Raw genomic sequence first — 19,984 nt, 5'->3', positions numbered from 1 at the left:
TGGGTTTAGCCCCCTCACCAAATATGATTCTAATTCATATTTTGTGTTTGGATAAATATTTTAGATAATCTAAAAATAAATCTTAAGGTTTTTTGATTTGGTGGTGGGGTGAATTTTACCGGGATAAATTTGTCCGCAAACCGCACAACCCCAACAAGTATTTTGATCAATATAATATTTACCACCTTCATTCCGACGAATGGCTGGACATTTAAAATTATTAAATTCTGAAAAGTCACTATCTCCGGTAATGTCGAATTTTGGAACATTGATATTTTTTTGCGTTAATCTTCTGACCGTTAATAATCGGCATTCACCCTTGGCGATAACCACGGAGACTCCTTTAGCCGCGTAAGCTTTTTTTATTTTTTCCAGCGACTCTTTAATATTAAAAGTATTGATGATTTCTAAATTATCAACTTCGCAAGCCTTAACTATTTCTTCTATTTTTAATGCCTTAGTCGATTCTCCTTGACCAGTTAAACCGACGCCCGGATTAGGCTGATGACCAGTCATGGCCGTGATTCTGTTGTCTAAAATCACCACCAAAACATCTGACTGGTTATAAACCATATTAATCAGGCTCGGAATGCCGGCGTGGAAAAAGGTGCTATCACCAATGAAAATAACGGGTTTTTGCCCAGTAGCCTTGGCCACACCATGGGAAATGCCCATGCCCGCGCCCATAGAAACAATATAATCGGCTAATTTAAATGGCGGCAAAGCGCCGATTAAATAACAACCGATATCGCCGCCAAAAACAGCCTGATCGCCAACAGCCTTTTTGATCATCCAAAAAGTTGAACGGTGCGGACAGCCGGCGCAAAGAATTGGCGGACGCGGCGCAATAGATAATTCAGCAAATTCTTTTTGTTGATTTAATAAATCTTGCGGCAATGGCAACTTTAAAATATTAGAAATGGCTTGTAAAACATATTCTGGTTTTAATTCGCCAACGCCAGGCAATAAATCTTTGCCATAAACTTTTTTAGTTAAGCCAAATTCTTGCAGCAAACGACGCGCCTCTCTTTCTAAAACCGGATTTAATTCTTCTACTATCAAAATTTCATTAACTTGGCCAAAAAATTCTTTATATTTATTTTTAAAAATCGGATAACTAAATCCGATTTTAAGTATCGGTAAGTCCAAATTTAAATTTTCTAAAATTTCCCTAACGTAACAATAAGAAACCCCTGAAGTAACAATTCCTAATTTTCTATCATGGCCGTTTTTAATAAAATTAAACTGATTATTTTTATTAAAATCATCTTGCAGCTTCCTGGTTTTAAGAAATAAATTTTTATGCCGCTCGAGCGTAACTGCCGTGCCTACGCTAAATTCTTTTTTTATATATTTGCCGATTTTGTTTTCTATGGAAATGGAATTGCATTTTACCAAACTTCGGGAATGACAAACTCTGGTAGTTAGCCTGATCAAAATTGGTATTTTATATTTTTGAGTAAATTCAAAAGCAAACTTGGTCATGTCCAGCGCTTCTTGACTATCAGCCGGTTCAAGAGTTGGTAAATGGCCTAATCGTGAAAACCAACGGCTGTCTTGTTCTGATTGAATTGAACTCCACGAACCCGGATCGTCAGAAATAACAACTACTAATGGACACTCTAAATAAATGAGCGGCAGTAAACTATCAAGAGCGACGTTAAGACCATAATGCTTCATCGAAACAATTGATTTTAAACCAGAAAAAGCTGCACCAGAGGCAGCTTCTAGGGCAATCTTTTCGTTAGTACTATATTCAAAATAAAAGTTCGATTCTTTTGATATTTTAGCGAAAATATCGCCAATTTCCGAGGCCGGCGTACCAGGATAAGTGGTCGCAAAATTAACGCCAGCTTCTAAGGCGCCTCTTACCACCGCTTCATTCCCGGACAAAAGAGCTTGTTTTATCTTTGAATTATTAATTTGCATAATTTAAAAAATGCCAAAGAAAAATTACTATTTCTAAAAATAAACATTAATTTAAAAATTTTTTACGAGGCGCTTGATGGTTCAACCGTGATTGCCTGAACCGGACAACTTTCGGCCGCTATTTGATTGCAGCCTAGATCATCTACTTCTTCTTGGAGCGCGTGGGAACGGCCGTTTTCTTTCAATTCAAAATTATCCGGACAAACGGCTACGCAACTCCCACAGCCAATACACTTACCCTCGTCCACTTTGACTATAAACTTTGGCATAAAAATGATTTAACCAATTAAAATAATTGCCAATTATTTTTGTAATCGATCGTCTCGCGATTCATCACTAAGATCTTTTTTAACTTCTTCGATGGTTTCTTTGGCCTTAGTTTCCATGGTCTCGGCAATTTCACCGGCCTTGCTTTTTAATTCTTCTCCCTTTACCTTAAGATCTTCTTTTAATTCTTTGCCTGATTTTTTCGCCAAGAAAAGTCCGGCAATAATTCCAGCTAAAGCGCCAAAAAATCCTGCTTTTATTGTTCTTTTGAAAGACATAAGATTAAAATTAAAAAATTAATTGTTAAATTAAACTATACATTTAACCTTCTCGCCGCCAAGCAAATGAAGATGAATATGCTGTATGATTTGTCCGCCGTCTTCGCCGCAATTGAAAATTAATTTATAACCGCTCTTAGCAATCCCCTTTTCTTCGGCCAAAACTTTGGCTCGCCAAATCATATTTCCAATAAGATTTATGTCTTCTTCTTTTAAAGTAGCAATACTGTCAATATGTTTTTTTGACACAATTAGAATGTGAATTGGAGCAGATGGATGCAAATCATTAAATGCCACCAACTGATCGTCGGCAAAAATAAAATCTTTTGGAATTTCTTTATTAATGATTTGGCAAAAAATACACATAAAAAATGATTTATATCACTTATATTATAAAGCAAATAAATAAAAATACAAGCATTTTGGGGATTATTTTACGACTTTGGCGCGATAGCCATCTTTAAATAAGCTCGTTAACTTTACCTCCACAAACTGATTGGTTAATTGAACTCGGCTGGGCACATAAACGCGCAGATAATTATCAGTAAAACCACTCCAATAACCATCCCTTTTAGCTTCAAATAAAACCCGCATCACTTTGCTAATGTACTTATTCTTAAATTTTTTAGAAATTAAGTCGCTTACCTCTTTCAATTCTTGGCTTCTGGCTGTTTTGATGGCATCTAAAACTTGATTTGTCATTTTAGCGGCCTTAGTACCCGGTCGGGGCGAATACTTGAAGACATGAACTTTCAATAATCCGGCCTTTTTAACAAAATTAACGGTTTTTAAAAAATCTTTTTTAGTTTCTCCGGGGAATCCGACTATTAAATCTGCCGTTAAAGATAGATTTTTTATTTTCTTTGCTTGTTTAATTAAATTTAGAATTTGACTAGCCTGATAAGGCCGACCCATAACTTTTAATATCTCATTGCTGCCTGACTGCATTGATAAATGTAAGTGCGGACAAATTCTAGAATTATTTTTCATTAAATTTATTAATCGTTGTTTTATCGCCGTTGGCCAAAGCGAAGAGATGCGAATACGATTAATTTTTGTTTCTGACAAGATTTTATTTAATAAATCAATTAAATTATTGTTTCTATCCTTGAATTTTTGCAAATCTGTACCAACTAAAACTATTTCCTGGCAGCCTTGCGTTTCCCGCTTTCTTATTTCATTGATAATTTCCGAAATTGAGCGGCTATAAATACGCCCGCGCAAATATGGCACAATGCAATAAGCGCAAAAATTATTACACCCATCTTGAATTTTTATAAAAGTTCTGGTCCGGCATAAACTTTTATACTTTTCGCCAGTAGTTAAATATTGTTTCGCTAGTTTATCAATAAAACTAGCCATTTTATCTCTGGATAAGACTCTAACAATTTTTGGAGGAAACAAAAAACAGCCAGTTAATATCAATTCTGCCCGGGGAAATTTTCTTTTTAATTGATTTACTTTTTGACGTAATTCTCGCTCTGCCTTAAGCGTCACCGAACAAGCGTTGACAATTATTAAATCAGGATTTTGTTGTTCGGTAACAACTTGTATCTTTTTTCCGGACAATTTATCTTGCCAAGAAAAACTTTCCGATTGATTCAATTTACAGCCAAAGGTTATAAAACATATTTTCATGTAATTTATTTTATAAAAATTTGGCTTATTGTCAATTAAAAAACGGGCCGAGCAGCCCGTTTTTATAATATTTTACTTTATTTATTTTACTTCTATGATTTTGTATTTTATTTTACCTTTTGGCGCAGTAATTTCTATTTCGTCACTAGTTTTTTTACCCATTAAGGCCTGGCCCAAAGGAGATTGAAAGGAAATCATTTTTTTATCCAGATCAACTCCCTCTGGGCTGACAATAGTAAAAACAACGATCCCGGAAGCCGATTTTAATTTAACCGTACTACCAACATCAATCTTACCGCCGCCTCGCCTTTCTTCAACGATTTCAGCCTCACTAATTATCTGTTGTAACTCATTGATCCTGTTGTCATTCTCCCATTGATTTTCGCGCGCCTCAAAATATTCGGCATTTTCGCTTAAATCTCCCTGGTCTTTGGCTGTACGCATCATTTCGGCAATTTCTTGCCTTGTTTTAGTTGTTCGCGTTTCTAGCTCTTTTTTTAGCTTTTCCAGCTCTTTTTTAGTAATATGAGTCATAAAATTTGTCCTAAAATAACAACAAAATCGGCCTTACACCGATTAATTAATTATATAGAAAAACCACCTTACGTCAAGAAAATTATCCACCACCTTTTATTTTATTTCTTGGAGTTTTTTTAGGCCCAGAGGCAATAAGGGCCACAGAATTTTAGCGATTTTCATTAAAAATTGGGCGGTAGTAGAAGAGCTGATCATGTTTGACAGTCCCCAAATCGGAAATTTGGACAAGAAAAATAAAATTATTCCTAAAATTAGCGCGCCTTCAAGCAGCCCAAAGATAGCCCCGGCTAAGCGATTGATAGTTTTTAAAAATGGAATAAAAGTTAACCAGTTGAAAACGCGATTCAAAAAATTAAATAATAAACTGACTAAGCGCCAGATAACAATAAATAAAACTATAAAACAAATAATACGCGACAGATTTAAATTGTTGCCAAATAAAAATAATAATTTATGAGCGACAAAATCATACCATCGGGTCGACAAAAACGAAGCGATAATCACGCCCAAAATCCCACCGATAACATGAATCAATCCCAGCCAAAATCCAAACCAAACAAACCCAAATAAAATTAGAAGGAGTACTAAGTCAAAAATCATCATAACAATAAATCAAAATTTATAAATCCCAGCCATAGGCTGGTCCGCCTCTGCCTGCCGATAGGCAGGTTTGGCGGAAAAAATCATCATAAATTAATTTTTAAGATGCTTTAATTTTTGCTCGCGCTATCGATAGTGCCGCCTTATCATCAATTACCTGACCTTCTCGATTAATATCTTTAATGGCCTCAATGGCGTTATTTAAACTATCCAAGTATCGCTTATTAAATTTATTCACTACTTGCATATAAATTGAAGCTAAGTTTAAATAAGTCGAGCCCTTGTCTGCTTCGGATAAGTCTTGGGATAAATAATCTTGTAATAAATTTTTTACCTCTTCCTGCTTGCCCTCGGCTAATAATTTTTCCAATTGTTCAACGTTTATATTGCTCATAAAATTTTATTAAGAGAAATGTTTTTTAATAATTATCGTCAATAAAATTCTTTTAGATTTCTCGACCTTATTGCCCTTTAATAAAGCCCTCAAAGCATCGCCCAGCATTTCTTTGGCCTGATCAGTATCTAGCGAACCAACCTTTGATCGATTAATTATTTTAAATAACGCTTTCTCTAATGATGTTGGCGTATTTAGCTTTACGGTTGCAATCACGGCTTTCTCTATCTCTCTTTTTACAGCATCTTCTATTTGTCGATTTAATCTGGTTTCGATATCATCTATATTAATCGGCTTCTCCCTGCTAATTGTCTCTTGGCGAACTATTTTTAAATCTTCTAATTCGCGTTCACTTTTTGCTATTTCTTCTCCTATTTTTCTTGGTAGCTCAGCTCTTGCGTCAATATCTTGGTTAATAATCTCAATTTCACCATTAAGAAGGTCGATTTGTCCGCTTTCTTCGCCGATGACCTTGTTTAATTGTTCTCTTTTTTCAAGAAGTTTTGTGTGCGCTTCGGTATTTTCCCGTTGCCCTACTAATACACTTTCTAAGTTTTGTTTGCTTCTTTCAATAACATTCCCAACATCGTTTTTCGTAAGAACGGCTCCGCCATGCAAAACTAACTCATCTTTATTAGCTCCCAAGCGAATATCGCGCAACAGAGAGTATTCCCCTGGTTCTTTGCTCAATCTTTCATATAAAGAAACAGCCTGCTCCGCATTGTTACTTTGGAATAATTCGAGAACCTCAATAAATTTTTTTAAATCAGTAGCATCGGCTATTAATTTATTTTCCTTCTGTATGCACACATTTTCCTGATCATCAATTTGTGAAAGTTCTTCCCTGTGAGTGGCCAAAGATGCTTCAAGCGATTTCTTATCATCTTCTTTCCTAGAGCGATCTTCTCTTTTCCCATCCAAATATCTCTGCCATGCTTCCAAAGATTCCCTGTTTAGGTCTATTTCATGTTGTTTGTCTCTTATCTGCCGCTCAATACCGAAAATGTTATCAATTTTAACCTGTTCCTGACCAAGCATTTGACTAACTAGAGTAAAACGCGCATCGGAAGAATCTCTAATTGTGCGGATTCTATCTAAAAATTTTTGTTGTTTTTCTAGTGCGGTAGTAGCGGTTGTTTCGTCGTCCGGCCTAATTTCTAATTCTGTGGCTACTCTTTGTCTGACCATCTCCACTATACCTTGGCCAATAGTAGGTACGTCTTCAATGATGGTTCTTTTAAAAGTCTCTAGGCCCGACGCAATGTCAGCCTTAGCAACCCGCAAAGCTTCGATGCTTCCGGCTGCATCTATTTTCTTTCTTAACTCATCTATAACGACCTGCCGCTTTGCTTTTTCTTTGGCCGAAGGAGCAAAAAACAAAAATCCTTTATCCAGGCCGGCTTCTTTCTTTTTTAATTTTTTCTCCATTTCAGCCTTTTGATCAACTATTTGATCGGCTCTTTCTTCACCACCTAATTGTCTTAAAGCTTGCTCTCCTCTGGTAATATCTGATTGCAAACGACAATATTCCGTATATTGTACAACAATTTGTTCGGCCCGTTCCAATCCTTCTGGCCCCTGACTAAGCAGTTCATCAAATGTTTTTTCTATAGAAGCAGCCACATCTCTGTCTCTTAAACTTAAACCTAAATCAGCGGAAACTTCTTTGCTTAACATAGAAGCAATTCCGCTAATTGTTTCTTTTTTTGATTTAAATAATTTATATCTGCGTTCAAGCCTTTCACTGTCGCCTTGCTCGATTAATTCTTCGCTGTCTTCGAATTTAGCTAAAAAATCCGCAAAGGCAGGCTCTCTGTCAATTGTGGCTTCGATATTAAATTGCGGTATTTCATTAGCCGATTCGGTTGCCTGATTTTCTTCCTCTGGTCGTTGTGTTTGTTCAGACATAAAATAATAATTTAGTTAATTATTTATGCTAACTAACCTTTTCTAAGCGCGGAAATAATGGTTTTATATTACCAACCCGATAAACTCTGACCTGCCCCCAATCTTTAACAGCTTCCAGGTCTTCTTGATTTTCAAATTTTAAATTAAGCGCCTCGGTTATTTTCTGGCTAATTTCAGGCATAAATGGTTTTACCAGCCAAGATAACTGTCTCAGTCCTTCTATTAGATTGTACATGGTTTTTTTGAATTTGTCAATATCGGTTTTGGCAAGTTCCCAGGGCTTTTGGCTTTCCACGTATTTATCGCAAAATGAAGCAAAATCATGAATCTGGTTAATGGCCGCTTCAAAGGCTAAATTATTCAAAGCCTCATCATATTTTTGCCAAACTTGCTCAATTTTTTCGGAAAATTGCTTATTTTCGGTAAATTGATATTGGCCTTGATATTTTTTTGTTAAAGTAATGACTCGCGAAACCAGATTACCCAAACCGCTCGATAAATTAGAATTATATTTATCGTAAAATTTTTCCATGGAAATGTCGCCATCGGCGCCAAAAGGAAATAAACTTAGTAATAAATATCTGGCCGCATCAAATCCGAAAGTTTTAGTCAATTGATAAGGATCGATGACGTTGCCCAAAGACTTACTCATCTTTTGACCGTTAATGGTAAAATATCCGTGGATGAATAATTTTTTGGGCAGAGCAATCTCAAGCGCCAAAAGCACAGCTGGCCAAATCACGGCATGAAATCTTAGAATATCTTTGCCCATCAATTGCACGTCTGGCGGCCAAAATCTGGATATTCTTTTAAAACTGCCATCCCATTTTAAACCGGTCAGATAATTAAGCAGCGCATCAACCCAAACATAAAGCACTTGGCTCTCGTCCCAGGGCAAGGTAATGCCCCAGTTCATTTTGGCTTTAGCGCGCGAAACAGCAAGGTCCTGTAATTTTTCACTTTTTAAAAATCCCATAACTTCATTTCGCCGTTCTTTCGGTTCAATAACCCATTCACCGCTATCGATTAATTTCAGTAGAGGTTCTTGAAAGGCTGATAATTTGAAAAAATAACAATCTTCAGAAAGTTGAATTGGTTCCTTAAGATGAAGCGGACATTTGCCGTCAACCAATTCTTTTTCGGTATAATATTGTTCGCAACCAACACAATAAAGTCCAGAATAAGCTCCTTTGATGATGAATCCTTTGTCATGGAGCGCTTGAACAATGCTGGCGACGACTTTTTCGTGATGCGGATCGGTGGTGCGAATAAAATTATCATGAGAAATTTGTAACTCATCCCATAATAATTGGTATTTGGCGGCGATTTGGTCACTAAACTCCTTGGGCGATTTTTTTTCTTTAGCCGCGGCTTCAGCAATTTTAGCTCCATGTTCGTCGGTACCAGTTAAAAAGAAAACCTCTTCGCCTTTTGAGCGGTGATAACGCGCCAAAACGTCGGCCGCTACGGTAGTATAAGCGCCGCCGATATGCGGATCAGCATTAGCGTAATAAATCGGAGTAGTAATGTAAAATTTTTTGTTCATGATTATTTACTAGATTGATGAAAACCATGGGCAAAATCGCCGAATTCAATGCCAAAAATATTTGCCCAGATATCAACATTTATATATTTATTATCATTAATTTTAACCACCGCATATTGATGCGGGACAATATACCAGGTCAGCGTCCATCTAAACCTAATGTCCTCTTTATTAAAAAATTTACTAGCAACAAGAATAACCTTAAGAAGACGGTTTGTTTGCGTGCAATAAATAAAACCATTTTTTCTCCACAACCCATCTATATTAGAATCAAATAACTCCCAAAGGCGTGTTATAAATTTTAAACGAGAACCATGATACTTATCTATTAAAATAGCATATACTCTCTTTAAATATTCTTCCTTATCATTTACTGATTCTAAGTTCTCTACGATTTTTTGTATCTCTAAAGGAAGATTCATCGGCATAGACAATGGTCTTAAATTAAAATTTATTTACCAATAACGACCACAAACTCTCCTCTTTTGTCGTCGTTTTTTATTTGTTCTAAAATTTCGCTCGGCGTGCCGCGATAAATAGTTTCGAATTTTTTAGTCAACTCTCGAGCTACAACCATATTCAATTTATCGTCCATTGTCATTAATTCATTTAAAAGTTTTTCAATCCGATGAGTTGATTCGTAAAAAACCACCGTTTCTTTGGCAACGCCAACCTCTTTAAGAAATTTTTGCCTCCCCTTTTTGTGTGGCGGAAAACCTAAAAACATAAATCGGTCAGTCGAGAATCCAGAGATAGACAAAGCGGCAATGGCCGCGCTCGGTCCGGGAATAGGAATAACGGTAATTGGTAATTTGTAATTGGTAATTAGTAATTGGATAAGTTGATTGCCCGGATCAGAAATGCCCGGCGTGCCGGCATCAGAAACCAGGGCTAAATTCTTGCCTTCTTTTAATAATTTTACAATATAATCTATTTTTGCCAATCGTGAATGCTGATGATATGAAATCAATGGTTTACTAATTTGATAATGAGCTAATAATTTTTGTGTCACTCTAGTGTCTTCGCATAAAATATAGTCAACTTCTTTAAAAACTTCTAAAGCGCGAAGAGTAATGTCTTTTAAATTTCCTATCGGCGTGGCAATAATGTATAGCATAATTATTTCTTTTGGAATAGATAAATCGGGTTATACTTGCCAAATGGATGTTCGCGGGAATATTGTTTATTTTTTATAATAAAATTTTTGGTGAACACTTTTTCTCCGGCTTTTTCTGTGGGACAGGCCCAGACAAAATCGCCACTGCCCAGTAGATAATCTAACATTTTTAAATGCTTAGAAATTTTCGCCTTAATTTTTAAACTAGAAGATTTTTTAGCGAAACGCCTTAATACACTCCTTAAATCATTAACCGAATGATTCCAGGTTTTTGGATTAGCCTGAGTATAAAATAATTCTGTAAAATAATCTTGATAATTTCGAAAAGACGGGTTGTTCTTAGATAAAAAACGTTGAATTACTTCATCGGCGGTCACTTTTTTGTCCCAAACAAAATAAGCTTTAGTTATAAAACATCCCTTTGAGGTCAACAAACTGCTAATTTTAGCTGAAAAAGTTGATTGTAATTTCTTTGATATATTGCAAATAACCCAGTCTCCTAAAACAATGGACCAGTAACCCTTTTCTAGCGGCGCTTGAAGCCAGTTTTGTCTTACCCATATTTCTTGATTTGCTAATTTTTTATATTTCATTAAATATGAAAGCCCGATCATCATCTCGAGCGATACGTCAACTACGGTTACTTCGGCTCCAAGTTTATGGGCCAAATCTCTTAATTGAGGAGTAGACCCTAAAATTAAAACGCGCTTATCTCGATGCTGTTTGAGGGCTTTTCGTAAAAACTTTTCAAAAATTTTTAATTCCTCGCCTTCTGGAACCCAGGGCGATTTATATTGACCCCAAACTTTAATCAGGGGCATAAAAGCGTTAATATTAAATTTCTTCATAATAAATCACTTTAAACCATTAAATTCATCAACAGCTGGCGCAATATTGACCTCGTTTTGTATTGGTTCCAACGTAGACACGATATTGATCGAGTTTAATCGCTCAAAGTCCGGCAATTCTTTTACGTCGGCCACACCTAAATGTTTCATAAAATCCAAACTTAAGCGATATAAAACTTTTCCCGCTTCTTTGTTTTCTTCTACCAATCCGCGAATCAATAAATTGCGTAAAATAATCGCACAATTCACGCCGCGAATTTGCTCTAGATCTTCGCGACTAATCGGCTGGCGGTAAGCGACAATCGATAAGGTCTCGATAGAAGCCGGCGTTAACTCGCCGCTCACCTCTTCGCCTAAAAATTTTTGTATCATTTCCGTGTGTTTGGGATTGGTAATCATCTGCACCTGATTGCCATTTTGGGCAATTTTAATTCCGCCGTCTTTTAAATTATATTCATCTATTAATTCTTTAATTGCCACTTCAACGTCACCAAGCTTTTGATCGACAATTTTGGCAATTTCTTTAAAAGATAACGGCCGCGTCGCAATGTAGAGTAAATTTTCGATAGCAGATTTGAGCATAATAATTTAATTATTTAAATTTAAATCGCAACGAGTAACGGTTATTTCTTCGAATAATCCTGGCTGATCGGCGTCCGCGTGGCGCTCTTTAATTAATTCTAAAATTGCCAAAAACGTGACCACTGCTTCGGCCCTATTCGAAAACAGCGAACCGACTTTTAATTCCGCTTGGCTGGATAATAATTTAATGATTTGACCGACTCTTTCTTTTAAAGAAATGACTTTACGCAAGGTTTTTTGCGCTAACTTAATTTGCGAAACTACGACTTGTAAAACATTTTCGCAATAATTTTTTAATGTCTCCGGCATAATTTTAGTTTTTAGCCTAAAGCTTTGCTGAACTAAGCCACTCGGGAATTTATCGCGATTAAAGGCGACATTTTTCTTATTTAATATTTTTTGAATTGTTTTAGAGGCTAAGAAATACTCGCGATAAATTTTTAACTGACTGACTAAATTATCCGGCTCTTCTTCCTTGTCCAATAGTCCCGGCATAAGCAAGTTAGACTTTAAAAAAAGCAACCGCGCCGACATCACTAAAAAATCAGCCAACTCTTCAGGTCTTATTTCTTCCAGCGTTTCCACGTATTTAACGAATTCATCAGTAATATTAACTAACGATAATTCAATAATGTCTAATTCGTTTTTCTCGATTAGTTGTAACAACAAATCTAACGGACCGGAAAATTTGTCTAAAGAAACTTGATAAGCCATAAACTAAGTTATCCACAGAAAAATTAATTGACTTTTAATATATATATATTATAATATCTTTATATCGAAAAAGGGCGTCGACCGTTAGGACGATGGCTCTTTTTCATTTTGACCAAAAGGTCTTTTTTTAACGTCTTTATCTACAAAAATATTAAACTGTTTATTTTTAAAACCACATACAAAATCTTTAATCCCTAAAATAGTTTTAAAATATTCAAGAAACTCTATTTTATTCTTATCGCCACTAACTAAATTCGACTTTAATTTTAAATCATAATTTATTGCACCAATCATTAAATCAACTAATTGTAGCATGTCGTTGGCTCTTGAATCAATCCTACACACTCCCGCCACAGACAAACATTGATGTTGTTCATTAATTTTCTTCTTTACATCAACCTCATATTTAATATTCGGAGGAGTAGTTACGTGATCAGCAATAACTATTAATATCTCGCTTGGAGCTAATGCTGCTTCAATTAACTTAATTGATATCTCTTCATACGCAATCCATGGGTTAGAATCAAATTCATGAAGAAAATAAACCCCTTTTTTATCTACCAGATAAGAATAAAACCAAATACTCTTCGTGTTTAAAAAACATTCTAGAGCTAATTTAGCAAAATTAATATTTTTACGAGACAACTTATTAAATTTCAATTCATCGTGGAAATTTTTTTCATTTCTTTTATAGGTAAGTAAACTATTCAAATAATATGGTTGGGAACATTTAATCAGACCGACACTGAAGAATGGCGCATTGGTATCATTAAGGCTCCCGCTCTCATCAAGAAAACAAAATTTTGTCCAAATATTTTTATAGTCACCTAGTTTAAGTTCTTTGTCGCTACGGCCAAAAAGTCTAAACATAAAAATATTGAATTAATTATTATTTATTTTTATGATTTTCTTTTCTTCGCTGCTTTCTTTCTTAAGACCACTTTTTTATTTTTCTTGGCCGGTTTTTTGGCGGCTGGCTTCTTCGCTTTTGGTTTACTGGGTTTGGGTAATTTTATTTTTGCCTTAACGCCAAAAGTGCCGACAATCGGCTTTTCTAATTTAACTAAGTCAGCGGGTTTAATTTTAATCGCGTCATTATAGCTACCACCGCCAACCACGATTTTTTTCATTTTTAATAATCCTTTTTCCAGGCAAAGTTGGCTGGTTTTATAAAATCCGGGGAAGGGCGTAATCGTGCCCATAGGAATCTTAAAAACCGTTTCCATTACTTTTTCGCGAGCAATTTCTATTTTTTTCGCATTTAATAATTTTTTCAATCCGCCAAAATCGAGCATCTGGGCGGCCGATAAAACGACGATAAAATAATTGTTATCACCTTTAACAATCAGGGTCTTAGCAACTTCTTTAAAATCAACACGTAAGGTACGCGCTAAATCAAAAGCCGTGAACACTGTTTTGTGCGTGACCGGTTCGAAATTAATTTTACTCTTTTGCAAATAAGTCAAAAGTGGTTTGGGAATAGCCATAATTTTATTTCTTATGTTAATTAAATTTTTATTCTAAAACAGCTTTAATGCGTCTTAAACCGGCGCCAGAAGATTCTTCTTTAATAATCTTAAAATGACCTAGTTCGCCAGTGCAACTGGCATGTGGTCCACCACAGATTTCCCGCGAAAATTCGGCGATGGTATAAGTTTTAACTTTATCGCCGTATTTATTTTCAAAAATTCCCATCATATTTTTCTTTCGCGCTTCTTCTAAGGACATTTCTTGGCAAACGACTGGAATATTTTCTTCTATTTTTTGATTAATGATTTCCTCGATTTTTTTAAGCTGTTCTTCGGTCATCTTTTCCGGATGCGAAAAATCAAATCTCAAGCGCTCGGCATTAATATTGCTACCACGTTGATAAACATGATCACCCAAAACTTGCCGCAAAGCAGCCAAAAGTAAGTGCGTGGCCGTATGATATCGCGCTGATTTCTCCCCGCCATCGGCTAAACCACCCTTAAACATTCCGGCCGAAGCGGTCCGAGAGAGTTCTTGATGTTGTTTAAACTCCTCATTAAATGCAATTCGAATATATTCTTCTATGTTCGAGCCCTCGTCAATAAGCCAATATTTTTCATTAGTAAATCTATCGCCAAGGGGCGTCCTTGGCCCCCATAGGTCAAGCTCTTCCACAGAAAGCTCTAAAGGAAAACCATAGCTTTGGTAGATAAAAAATAATTTTAGGCCTAACTCTTTAGCTATATTTATCTTCTCTTCTGAAGAGGAGTTATTTTTAAAATTATGACCAAGCCAATCCTTAATTTTTCTTATTTCTTGTATTCCTTTCTCCAGTGTTTTCCCAAATTTTTCTTCTTCTTTGACCAATTGATTAATAATTAAATCCTTGTTTTTTCTTAATTCCGGATAGATATCTTGATAAATTTTAATTACTTCTTCGGCGATTTTAAAGGTAAAGACAAAGTTCATGCCTAATTGACGGCCACATCTGATAGCCCGTCGAATCAATCGCCTAGCCACATATCCGCGGCCGAGATTTGATGGTTCAACGCTGTTTTTGTCTCCAATGATAAAAGTCGCAGCCTTGATATGATCGGCAATAATTCTAAACATTCTTTTGTTGTCTTCATATTTCTTCCCTGACAATTCTTCTATCTTTTTTATAATCGGCCAAAACAAATCTGTTTTATAATTATCATCTAAACCATTAATTACTGCGACGGTGCGTTCAAGACCCATGCCAGTATCAACATTTTTTTGCTTTAATGACTCATAAACGCCATCCATGTTTTTAAAATATTGCATGAATACATCATTCCAAATTTCCACCCAGCGCTTGTCCTTAGGATCAAATTCCGGCACCGGCGCTCCGCCGGTCCAATAAAACATTTCTGTGTCCGGTCCGCACGGCCCGGTTTGCCCGGCCGGCCCCCACCAATTATCTTTTTTGGGGAGCGGTTTAATTTTATTTTCAGAAATGCCCAGAGAAAGCCAAATTTTTTTAGTCTCTTCATCAAGCGGCGCATCTTTATCGCCGGCGAAAATAGTAATGCCTATTTTTTCTTTCTCAAGCCCTAGCCATTTCTTGCTGGTTAAAAATTCAAAACTCCATTTAATAGCATCGTCTTTCCAATAGCTTCCCAGAGACCAATTTCCTAACATTTCAAAAAACGTATGATGGGCTTCATCCCCCACTTCATCAATGTCATCGGTTCGAAGACAGATTTGAACATCGGCCAATTTATTTCCGGCCGGATGTTTTTCTCCTAATAAAAACGGAACTAGTGGATGCATGCCGGCCGTGGTAAATAAAACCGTCGGGTCATTTTCGGGAATTAAAGAAGCCGAAGGTATAATGGCATGGCCCTTTTCTTTGAAAAAATCCAAAAATTTTTGTCTAACTTGTTGACTGCCCATTGCGATTGCTAAAATTAGAAATGGCTTGGAGAATTTTGGCTAAAATTTGCGTCAAGGAATGACTGATCATAAAAATTCCAGCCGTAATCCAGACTAAATCCAGGGCTCGATTAACGACACTTAAGGCCAAGGCCGAGTCACTGGGCAAGCCGAAAATATTAAAGACCAACACGTGCGCGCCTTCATAAGAGCCGAGGTTTGCCGGAATCGGCATAAACATCGAGGTAGCAAGAAAAATTTTAATGATGAATATTTTACTCCAAGACAAGTCTATGCCCAAAAAATTAATTATCAACTTGGTTTGCCAAAGCCAAACCAAAAGAGTTAAAAACGAAAGAAAGGTAGTGAAAACAAATTTAGCGCGCGATTTTTTAAAGTAATCGTTAACCTGACCGCCCAAATAAATAAATCTTTCTCCTATGGTCGTTTGACCGGCATTTTTAGAACTATAACGAATCTTATTTAGTTTTAAAAAGTTAACCAAGAATATTAAAATTTTGTCCAAACCAACTAAAACAATAGCCAAATATAACCCAGAGAAAATTATTCCCGAAAAAATCAGCATCAAAATTCCCCAAATAAAACTTCTACTAATAGCCATGACTATCGCCCCAAAAAAAATAAAGAGGAAAGCGGCTACGAATTCGGAGATTCTATCCAAAAAAATAGAAGTCAAACTGGTGCTAACCGGAACGTTTTTGTCTTTATTCATCACGTAAGCTCTGATCCATTCACCGCCAAAATAAGCAATCGGCGTAAGATAACTAAAGGCAAATTCTCCAAGCCGCGCCTTAATCATCGTCAGCCAAGAGGTTTTTTTCTGATTCAGATCAATCAAAATCAATCCCCAACGGCAAATCGTTAAAGTCATCATGGCAATCGAAGTGCCTAAAACTAAAAATAATTGCCATAGATGCAATTTGTGTAACTGAGTAGAAATATCTACTAAACCTACTTTATGATAAATAACAATCAAGCCCACCAGGCCTATGGAAAAAGCGACAAAAATAATAAGGTACTTTTTTACCATAAAGATCTATATTTTTTATTATTACTCTTGTTTATTTTCTAATTGTACGGAGGTAGTTGATTGTACTAAAGATCCGGTTTGATTCTTTAGTTCACCAGTTGGTAGGTTATCTGGCTGTTTACCTGCTGCGACCTTGTCTTGATCTTCTTTTCTCATTTTTTTTAAACATTTGCGACAGAAAATCGGGCGAACACCGTCGGGAATAAAAGGAATTAAAACCGGATTGCCACAACCTTCGCACTTGGCTTCGAATTTGGCCTGATCGGTCGAGGGCGGTTCCATGCCGGTCCAACGAACGATTTTATCTTCGACCACCTTTTTGCTTTCGGCATATTTTTCTCGTGAAACCCGAATGATTTTATCATGATTATTCTCTGGCTTGCCTAAGGGCGGTAAGGTATTGGCTGAAAAAGGCTCTGAGGTAATGCCGCCAATCATCAGTTTAATATAAATCTCGAACTTATCTAAGTTGACCAAATCGGTTTCATCAAATTGAGGAGTAAACTCTTTGGCTAAAAATTCAGCATCTTCAGCGCCAACACGAAAACAAACCAACGTGCCCACATTACCAAAAACAGCCGAGCTCACCTTTTCGTCTAGCTGCTCAATATACTGATGGGCTAAAATTAGGTTTAAACGATATTTGCGCGCCTCGGATAAAATATTAGCGAATGATTCGGTAGCAAAATTTTGAAATTCATCTACGTAGAGATAAAAATCTTTTCTGTCCTTTTCGACAATATCGACCCGGCTCATGGCCGCCATTTGTAATTTTGTAATCATCATCGCGCCCATTAAAGACGATGCATCTTCACCGATTCTGCCCTTAGCTAAATTCATAATGAGAATTTTCTTTTTATCCATGATTTCGCGAATATCGATTTTTGATTTTACCTGGCCGACGATATTGCGAATCAAGTTCATGGATAAAAATTGCCCGACTTTATTTTGAATCGGCGCGATGGCTTCCGCCTGAAATCTGTCCGGATACTTAGAATATTCTTCTACCCAAAAAGATCTAACTATTGGATCGGTTAATCGGCCGACGACTTTTTTTCTAAATTCTTTGTCGATTAAAAGCCGCATAATGCCGAGCAAAGTACTGCCCGGATATTCTAAAAGCGCTAAGATGGCATTACGCAAAACATATTCTAAACGCGGGCCCCAAGAATCAGCCCAGATTTTTTTAAAAACGCCGATTAAACCAGAGGCAACGAAGTGTCGATGTGTCGAATCAACGCTCTCTAAAATATTAAAAGCAATCGGCCATTCAACGTCAGCCGGATTAAAATAAATAACATCGTTAATTCGCCAACTTGGAACAAAATCTAAAACCTTTTCAGCCAAATCACCATGCGGATCAACTATGGCCACGCCATGTCCCAGCTGAAGGTCTTGATAAATCGTATTTTCTAATAAAGTTGATTTACCAACTCCGGTTTTACCAACCAAATACATATGCGACCGGCGATCCGGCGTTTTAATACCAAAACGGCGGTGCATATTACGATAATTAGCCTCACCGAAAGAGATAACCTCGTTTTCGTGGTCTGGACATTCGTGGCTAGATTGTGGATTAGTCGACATATATTAATTTTAAAGTATTTTAAAGGATTTGGCAAGCGAAAAACTAAAGACCCAGTTTAACAAAATCGCCTATTTTCCAGCCATTTTTTTCAACGGTTCCGGCCCCAACCTCTAAAACATAGCCCGCTTTATCGCGAGGATGATATCGGGCCGGCTGACTATTTTGAGGTATTGGCGCATTTTGCCAAATATCAATAATTCGGCCATCGTTGATCCAAATAATATCAATCGAAAATTTCATATCTTTCATCCAAAAGTCATAAGTATCTACCTTGGGGAAAACAAATAACATTCCGGAGTTATCAGCCAACGACTGGCGACCGGATAAGCCCCTGATAATTTCGGAAGACGTGGTAACTGTTTCCGCTTTAATCACCTGCTGATTTATGGTAACCTTGGTAAATTGTTTATCAAAAAGGACGAAATTAAAAACAAACAATATTATCGCAGTGATTAGTAAGAAAATTATTAAATGCCATTTATTTTTCATAATTTTTCAACTTCAAGCGTCTCTCTTTTAAAATTATAACCAGAGCTAAAAGCGACATGAAAATAACAAAAAATACCAACACGAAAATTTTTCCTTTAGTTCTTAAAAACAAAGAGGCTAGACCAAAAATCAAAGAAATCAACCAAATGAAAATTACCGCACCGCGATGCGAGAAACCAAGATCAAGTAATCTAAAATGAAGATGCTTGCGGTCGCCTGAAAATGGCGATTTTTTTTCTTGGAAAACTCTGCGAGCGACTACCCATAACAGATCGAGAATTGGAACGCCCAAGACCAAAAAAGTAACAGCAATTTTTCCTCCTGAAATTACGGCCAGGGTTCCGAGAAGAAATCCGACCAATAGACTCCCTCCCTCGCCCAAAAATATTCTAGCTGGATAAAAATTAAAAAATAAAAATCCTAAACAAGCTCCGCTAAGCACTAGAGCCATTACGGCAATTTCTGGCTGATAGAAAATGGTTAGCATTGATAAACAAAAGATTACTGCCGAACCAATCAGACCCATACCGGCCGTTAAACCATCTAAACCGTCAAGCAGCTTTGTAGAATACATAACCAACATCAACCAAATAAAAGTAAAAATATCAGCCAGGGGCGTAAAATAAAATGGCACGCCATTAATTTTAAAAATTTCTATTTGCCAGTGATTTAAATACAGATAACCCTCACCAAACGGATTATTTAAATAATTAATACCTACGCCACCAATGATGACTATGAGTGTAGCCAAAATCGGCCAAACTATCTGCTTCCGCGGCTTAAAATGGTATTTATCATCCAGCCAACCGCCAATAACTATCAAACAACTGGCCAAAAAAATGGCGATCAATTGTTTTAGGGTAACTAAATGAATGTTAGCGGTAAGCGGCTGAAATAGAGCTATTTTTTTAACCGGCCAAGCAGAGCTAAAATAAACGGAGAACAAAACTAAGAAAAAGGTTAAAAAAACAGCCAAACCTCCCAAAAGAGGAGTAGCCTCTCGATGAATATGGCGGCTGTCAGCTTTGGGCCAATCAATAATCTTAAATTTAATTGCCAAAAGGCGAATCAACCAGGTAAAAATTATGCCGGTCAAAAAACTAACCAAAAAAATAACGAAATAATTTAACAT

Annotated in this window: 22 protein-coding genes; all 22 read right to left on the bottom strand. The window is 36.5% G+C overall.

Annotated features, from left to right (window positions below; all coding sequences use genetic code 11):
• Positions 1-69: 69 nt before the first annotated feature.
• The 22 genes from iorA to PHV78_02965 all read right to left on the bottom strand — a co-directional run bounded on the left by iorA (position 70) and on the right by PHV78_02965 (position 19,984).
• Positions 70-1,929, bottom strand: coding sequence for an indolepyruvate ferredoxin oxidoreductase subunit alpha (gene iorA, locus PHV78_03070; GenBank protein ID MDD5396203.1), 1,860 nt, complete (start codon positions 1,927-1,929; stop codon positions 70-72).
• Positions 1,930-1,991: 62 nt separating this feature from the next.
• Entirely contained in the window at positions 1,992-2,198 is a 207-nt protein-coding gene (locus tag PHV78_03065) for a ferredoxin (GenBank protein MDD5396202.1), read from the bottom strand.
• Positions 2,199-2,231: 33 nt separating this feature from the next.
• Positions 2,232-2,474, bottom strand: a complete 243-nt coding sequence (locus PHV78_03060; GenBank protein MDD5396201.1) for a YtxH domain-containing protein — start codon at positions 2,472-2,474, stop codon at positions 2,232-2,234.
• 30 nt (positions 2,475-2,504) lie between these two features.
• Positions 2,505-2,840 carry a histidine triad nucleotide-binding protein gene (locus PHV78_03055; protein MDD5396200.1) on the bottom strand — a complete coding sequence of 112 codons (336 nt, stop codon included), beginning with the start codon at positions 2,838-2,840 and terminating at the stop codon, positions 2,505-2,507.
• Positions 2,841-2,903: 63 nt separating this feature from the next.
• Positions 2,904-4,112, bottom strand: a complete 1,209-nt coding sequence (locus tag PHV78_03050) for a MiaB/RimO family radical SAM methylthiotransferase (protein MDD5396199.1) — start codon at positions 4,110-4,112, stop codon at positions 2,904-2,906.
• Between the two features lie 81 nt (positions 4,113-4,193).
• Positions 4,194-4,646, bottom strand: coding sequence for a transcription elongation factor GreA (greA, locus tag PHV78_03045; protein ID MDD5396198.1), 453 nt, complete (start codon positions 4,644-4,646; stop codon positions 4,194-4,196).
• A gap of 96 nt (positions 4,647-4,742) precedes the next feature.
• Complete coding sequence (locus tag PHV78_03040) at positions 4,743-5,252, bottom strand: CvpA family protein (GenBank protein ID MDD5396197.1); 510 nt, start codon at positions 5,250-5,252, stop codon at positions 4,743-4,745.
• A 97-nt stretch (positions 5,253-5,349) separates the two neighbouring features.
• Positions 5,350-5,643 (bottom strand): hypothetical protein, encoded by a 294-nt coding sequence (locus tag PHV78_03035; protein ID MDD5396196.1) that lies wholly within the window; start codon positions 5,641-5,643, stop codon positions 5,350-5,352.
• A 9-nt stretch (positions 5,644-5,652) separates the two neighbouring features.
• Positions 5,653-7,551: a hypothetical protein gene (locus tag PHV78_03030; GenBank protein ID MDD5396195.1), complete on the bottom strand. Its 1,899-nt coding sequence runs from the start codon at positions 7,549-7,551 to the stop codon at positions 5,653-5,655.
• Positions 7,552-7,579: 28 nt separating this feature from the next.
• Positions 7,580-9,097 (bottom strand): methionine--tRNA ligase, encoded by a 1,518-nt coding sequence (metG, locus tag PHV78_03025; protein ID MDD5396194.1) that lies wholly within the window; start codon positions 9,095-9,097, stop codon positions 7,580-7,582.
• Positions 9,098-9,099: 2 nt separating this feature from the next.
• Positions 9,100-9,525: a hypothetical protein gene (locus PHV78_03020; protein MDD5396193.1), complete on the bottom strand. Its 426-nt coding sequence runs from the start codon at positions 9,523-9,525 to the stop codon at positions 9,100-9,102.
• Positions 9,526-9,548: 23 nt separating this feature from the next.
• Positions 9,549-10,214: a 16S rRNA (cytidine(1402)-2'-O)-methyltransferase gene (gene rsmI / locus PHV78_03015; protein MDD5396192.1), complete on the bottom strand. Its 666-nt coding sequence runs from the start codon at positions 10,212-10,214 to the stop codon at positions 9,549-9,551.
• A 2-nt stretch (positions 10,215-10,216) separates the two neighbouring features.
• Entirely contained in the window at positions 10,217-11,062 is an 846-nt protein-coding gene (locus PHV78_03010; protein ID MDD5396191.1) for a hypothetical protein, read from the bottom strand.
• A gap of 6 nt (positions 11,063-11,068) precedes the next feature.
• Entirely contained in the window at positions 11,069-11,644 is a 576-nt protein-coding gene (gene scpB, locus PHV78_03005; GenBank protein MDD5396190.1) for an SMC-Scp complex subunit ScpB, read from the bottom strand.
• A 6-nt stretch (positions 11,645-11,650) separates the two neighbouring features.
• Entirely contained in the window at positions 11,651-12,358 is a 708-nt protein-coding gene (locus tag PHV78_03000; GenBank protein ID MDD5396189.1) for a ScpA family protein, read from the bottom strand.
• 84 nt (positions 12,359-12,442) lie between these two features.
• The gene (locus PHV78_02995) at positions 12,443-13,228 is read right to left on the bottom strand and encodes a DUF3800 domain-containing protein (protein MDD5396188.1); all 786 of its coding nucleotides are present in this window, start codon (positions 13,226-13,228) and stop codon (positions 12,443-12,445) included.
• A 29-nt stretch (positions 13,229-13,257) separates the two neighbouring features.
• Complete coding sequence (locus PHV78_02990) at positions 13,258-13,845, bottom strand: YbaK/EbsC family protein (GenBank protein MDD5396187.1); 588 nt, start codon at positions 13,843-13,845, stop codon at positions 13,258-13,260.
• A 28-nt stretch (positions 13,846-13,873) separates the two neighbouring features.
• A complete protein-coding gene (locus PHV78_02985) occupies positions 13,874-15,745 on the bottom strand; it encodes an alanine--tRNA ligase (GenBank protein MDD5396186.1) in 1,872 nt (623 codons plus the stop codon).
• Complete coding sequence (locus PHV78_02980) at positions 15,726-16,775, bottom strand: lysylphosphatidylglycerol synthase transmembrane domain-containing protein (protein MDD5396185.1); 1,050 nt, start codon at positions 16,773-16,775, stop codon at positions 15,726-15,728. Before PHV78_02980 ends, PHV78_02985 begins: the two co-directional genes overlap by 20 nt.
• 21 nt (positions 16,776-16,796) lie before the next feature.
• Positions 16,797-18,362 (bottom strand): type IV secretion system DNA-binding domain-containing protein, encoded by a 1,566-nt coding sequence (locus PHV78_02975; GenBank protein MDD5396184.1) that lies wholly within the window; start codon positions 18,360-18,362, stop codon positions 16,797-16,799.
• Between the two features lie 43 nt (positions 18,363-18,405).
• Complete coding sequence (locus PHV78_02970) at positions 18,406-18,852, bottom strand: DUF192 domain-containing protein (GenBank protein ID MDD5396183.1); 447 nt, start codon at positions 18,850-18,852, stop codon at positions 18,406-18,408.
• Positions 18,842-19,984: an MraY family glycosyltransferase gene (locus PHV78_02965; GenBank protein ID MDD5396182.1), complete on the bottom strand. Its 1,143-nt coding sequence runs from the start codon at positions 19,982-19,984 to the stop codon at positions 18,842-18,844. Before PHV78_02965 ends, PHV78_02970 begins: the two co-directional genes overlap by 11 nt.

Source organism: Patescibacteria group bacterium, assembly GCA_028715115.1.
Classification (GTDB): domain Bacteria; phylum Patescibacteriota; class Patescibacteriia; order UBA2591; family UBA4787; genus JAQUSN01.
Note: the sequence above shows the minus strand (reverse complement) of the source record. Positions and strands in the feature narration are given on the sequence as shown.

Coding starts and splice junctions, on each gene's coding strand:
- iorA (MDD5396203.1), bottom strand. CDS start 1,929: ATGCAAATTAATAATTCAAAGATAAAACAAGCTCTTTTGTCCGGGAAT.
- PHV78_03065 (MDD5396202.1), bottom strand. CDS start 2,198: ATGCCAAAGTTTATAGTCAAAGTGGACGAGGGTAAGTGTATTGGCTGT.
- PHV78_03060 (MDD5396201.1), bottom strand. CDS start 2,474: ATGTCTTTCAAAAGAACAATAAAAGCAGGATTTTTTGGCGCTTTAGCT.
- PHV78_03055 (MDD5396200.1), bottom strand. CDS start 2,840: ATGTGTATTTTTTGCCAAATCATTAATAAAGAAATTCCAAAAGATTTT.
- PHV78_03050 (MDD5396199.1), bottom strand. CDS start 4,112: ATGAAAATATGTTTTATAACCTTTGGCTGTAAATTGAATCAATCGGAA.
- greA (MDD5396198.1), bottom strand. CDS start 4,646: ATGACTCATATTACTAAAAAAGAGCTGGAAAAGCTAAAAAAAGAGCTA.
- PHV78_03040 (MDD5396197.1), bottom strand. CDS start 5,252: ATGATGATTTTTGACTTAGTACTCCTTCTAATTTTATTTGGGTTTGTT.
- PHV78_03035 (MDD5396196.1), bottom strand. CDS start 5,643: ATGAGCAATATAAACGTTGAACAATTGGAAAAATTATTAGCCGAGGGC.
- PHV78_03030 (MDD5396195.1), bottom strand. CDS start 7,551: ATGTCTGAACAAACACAACGACCAGAGGAAGAAAATCAGGCAACCGAA.
- metG (MDD5396194.1), bottom strand. CDS start 9,097: ATGAACAAAAAATTTTACATTACTACTCCGATTTATTACGCTAATGCT.
- PHV78_03020 (MDD5396193.1), bottom strand. CDS start 9,525: ATGCCGATGAATCTTCCTTTAGAGATACAAAAAATCGTAGAGAACTTA.
- rsmI (MDD5396192.1), bottom strand. CDS start 10,214: ATGCTATACATTATTGCCACGCCGATAGGAAATTTAAAAGACATTACT.
- PHV78_03010 (MDD5396191.1), bottom strand. CDS start 11,062: ATGAAGAAATTTAATATTAACGCTTTTATGCCCCTGATTAAAGTTTGG.
- scpB (MDD5396190.1), bottom strand. CDS start 11,644: ATGCTCAAATCTGCTATCGAAAATTTACTCTACATTGCGACGCGGCCG.
- PHV78_03000 (MDD5396189.1), bottom strand. CDS start 12,358: ATGGCTTATCAAGTTTCTTTAGACAAATTTTCCGGTCCGTTAGATTTG.
- PHV78_02995 (MDD5396188.1), bottom strand. CDS start 13,228: ATGTTTAGACTTTTTGGCCGTAGCGACAAAGAACTTAAACTAGGTGAC.
- PHV78_02990 (MDD5396187.1), bottom strand. CDS start 13,845: ATGGCTATTCCCAAACCACTTTTGACTTATTTGCAAAAGAGTAAAATT.
- PHV78_02985 (MDD5396186.1), bottom strand. CDS start 15,745: ATGGGCAGTCAACAAGTTAGACAAAAATTTTTGGATTTTTTCAAAGAA.
- PHV78_02980 (MDD5396185.1), bottom strand. CDS start 16,775: ATGGTAAAAAAGTACCTTATTATTTTTGTCGCTTTTTCCATAGGCCTG.
- PHV78_02975 (MDD5396184.1), bottom strand. CDS start 18,362: ATGTCGACTAATCCACAATCTAGCCACGAATGTCCAGACCACGAAAAC.
- PHV78_02970 (MDD5396183.1), bottom strand. CDS start 18,852: ATGAAAAATAAATGGCATTTAATAATTTTCTTACTAATCACTGCGATA.
- PHV78_02965 (MDD5396182.1), bottom strand. CDS start 19,984: ATGTTAAATTATTTCGTTATTTTTTTGGTTAGTTTTTTGACCGGCATA.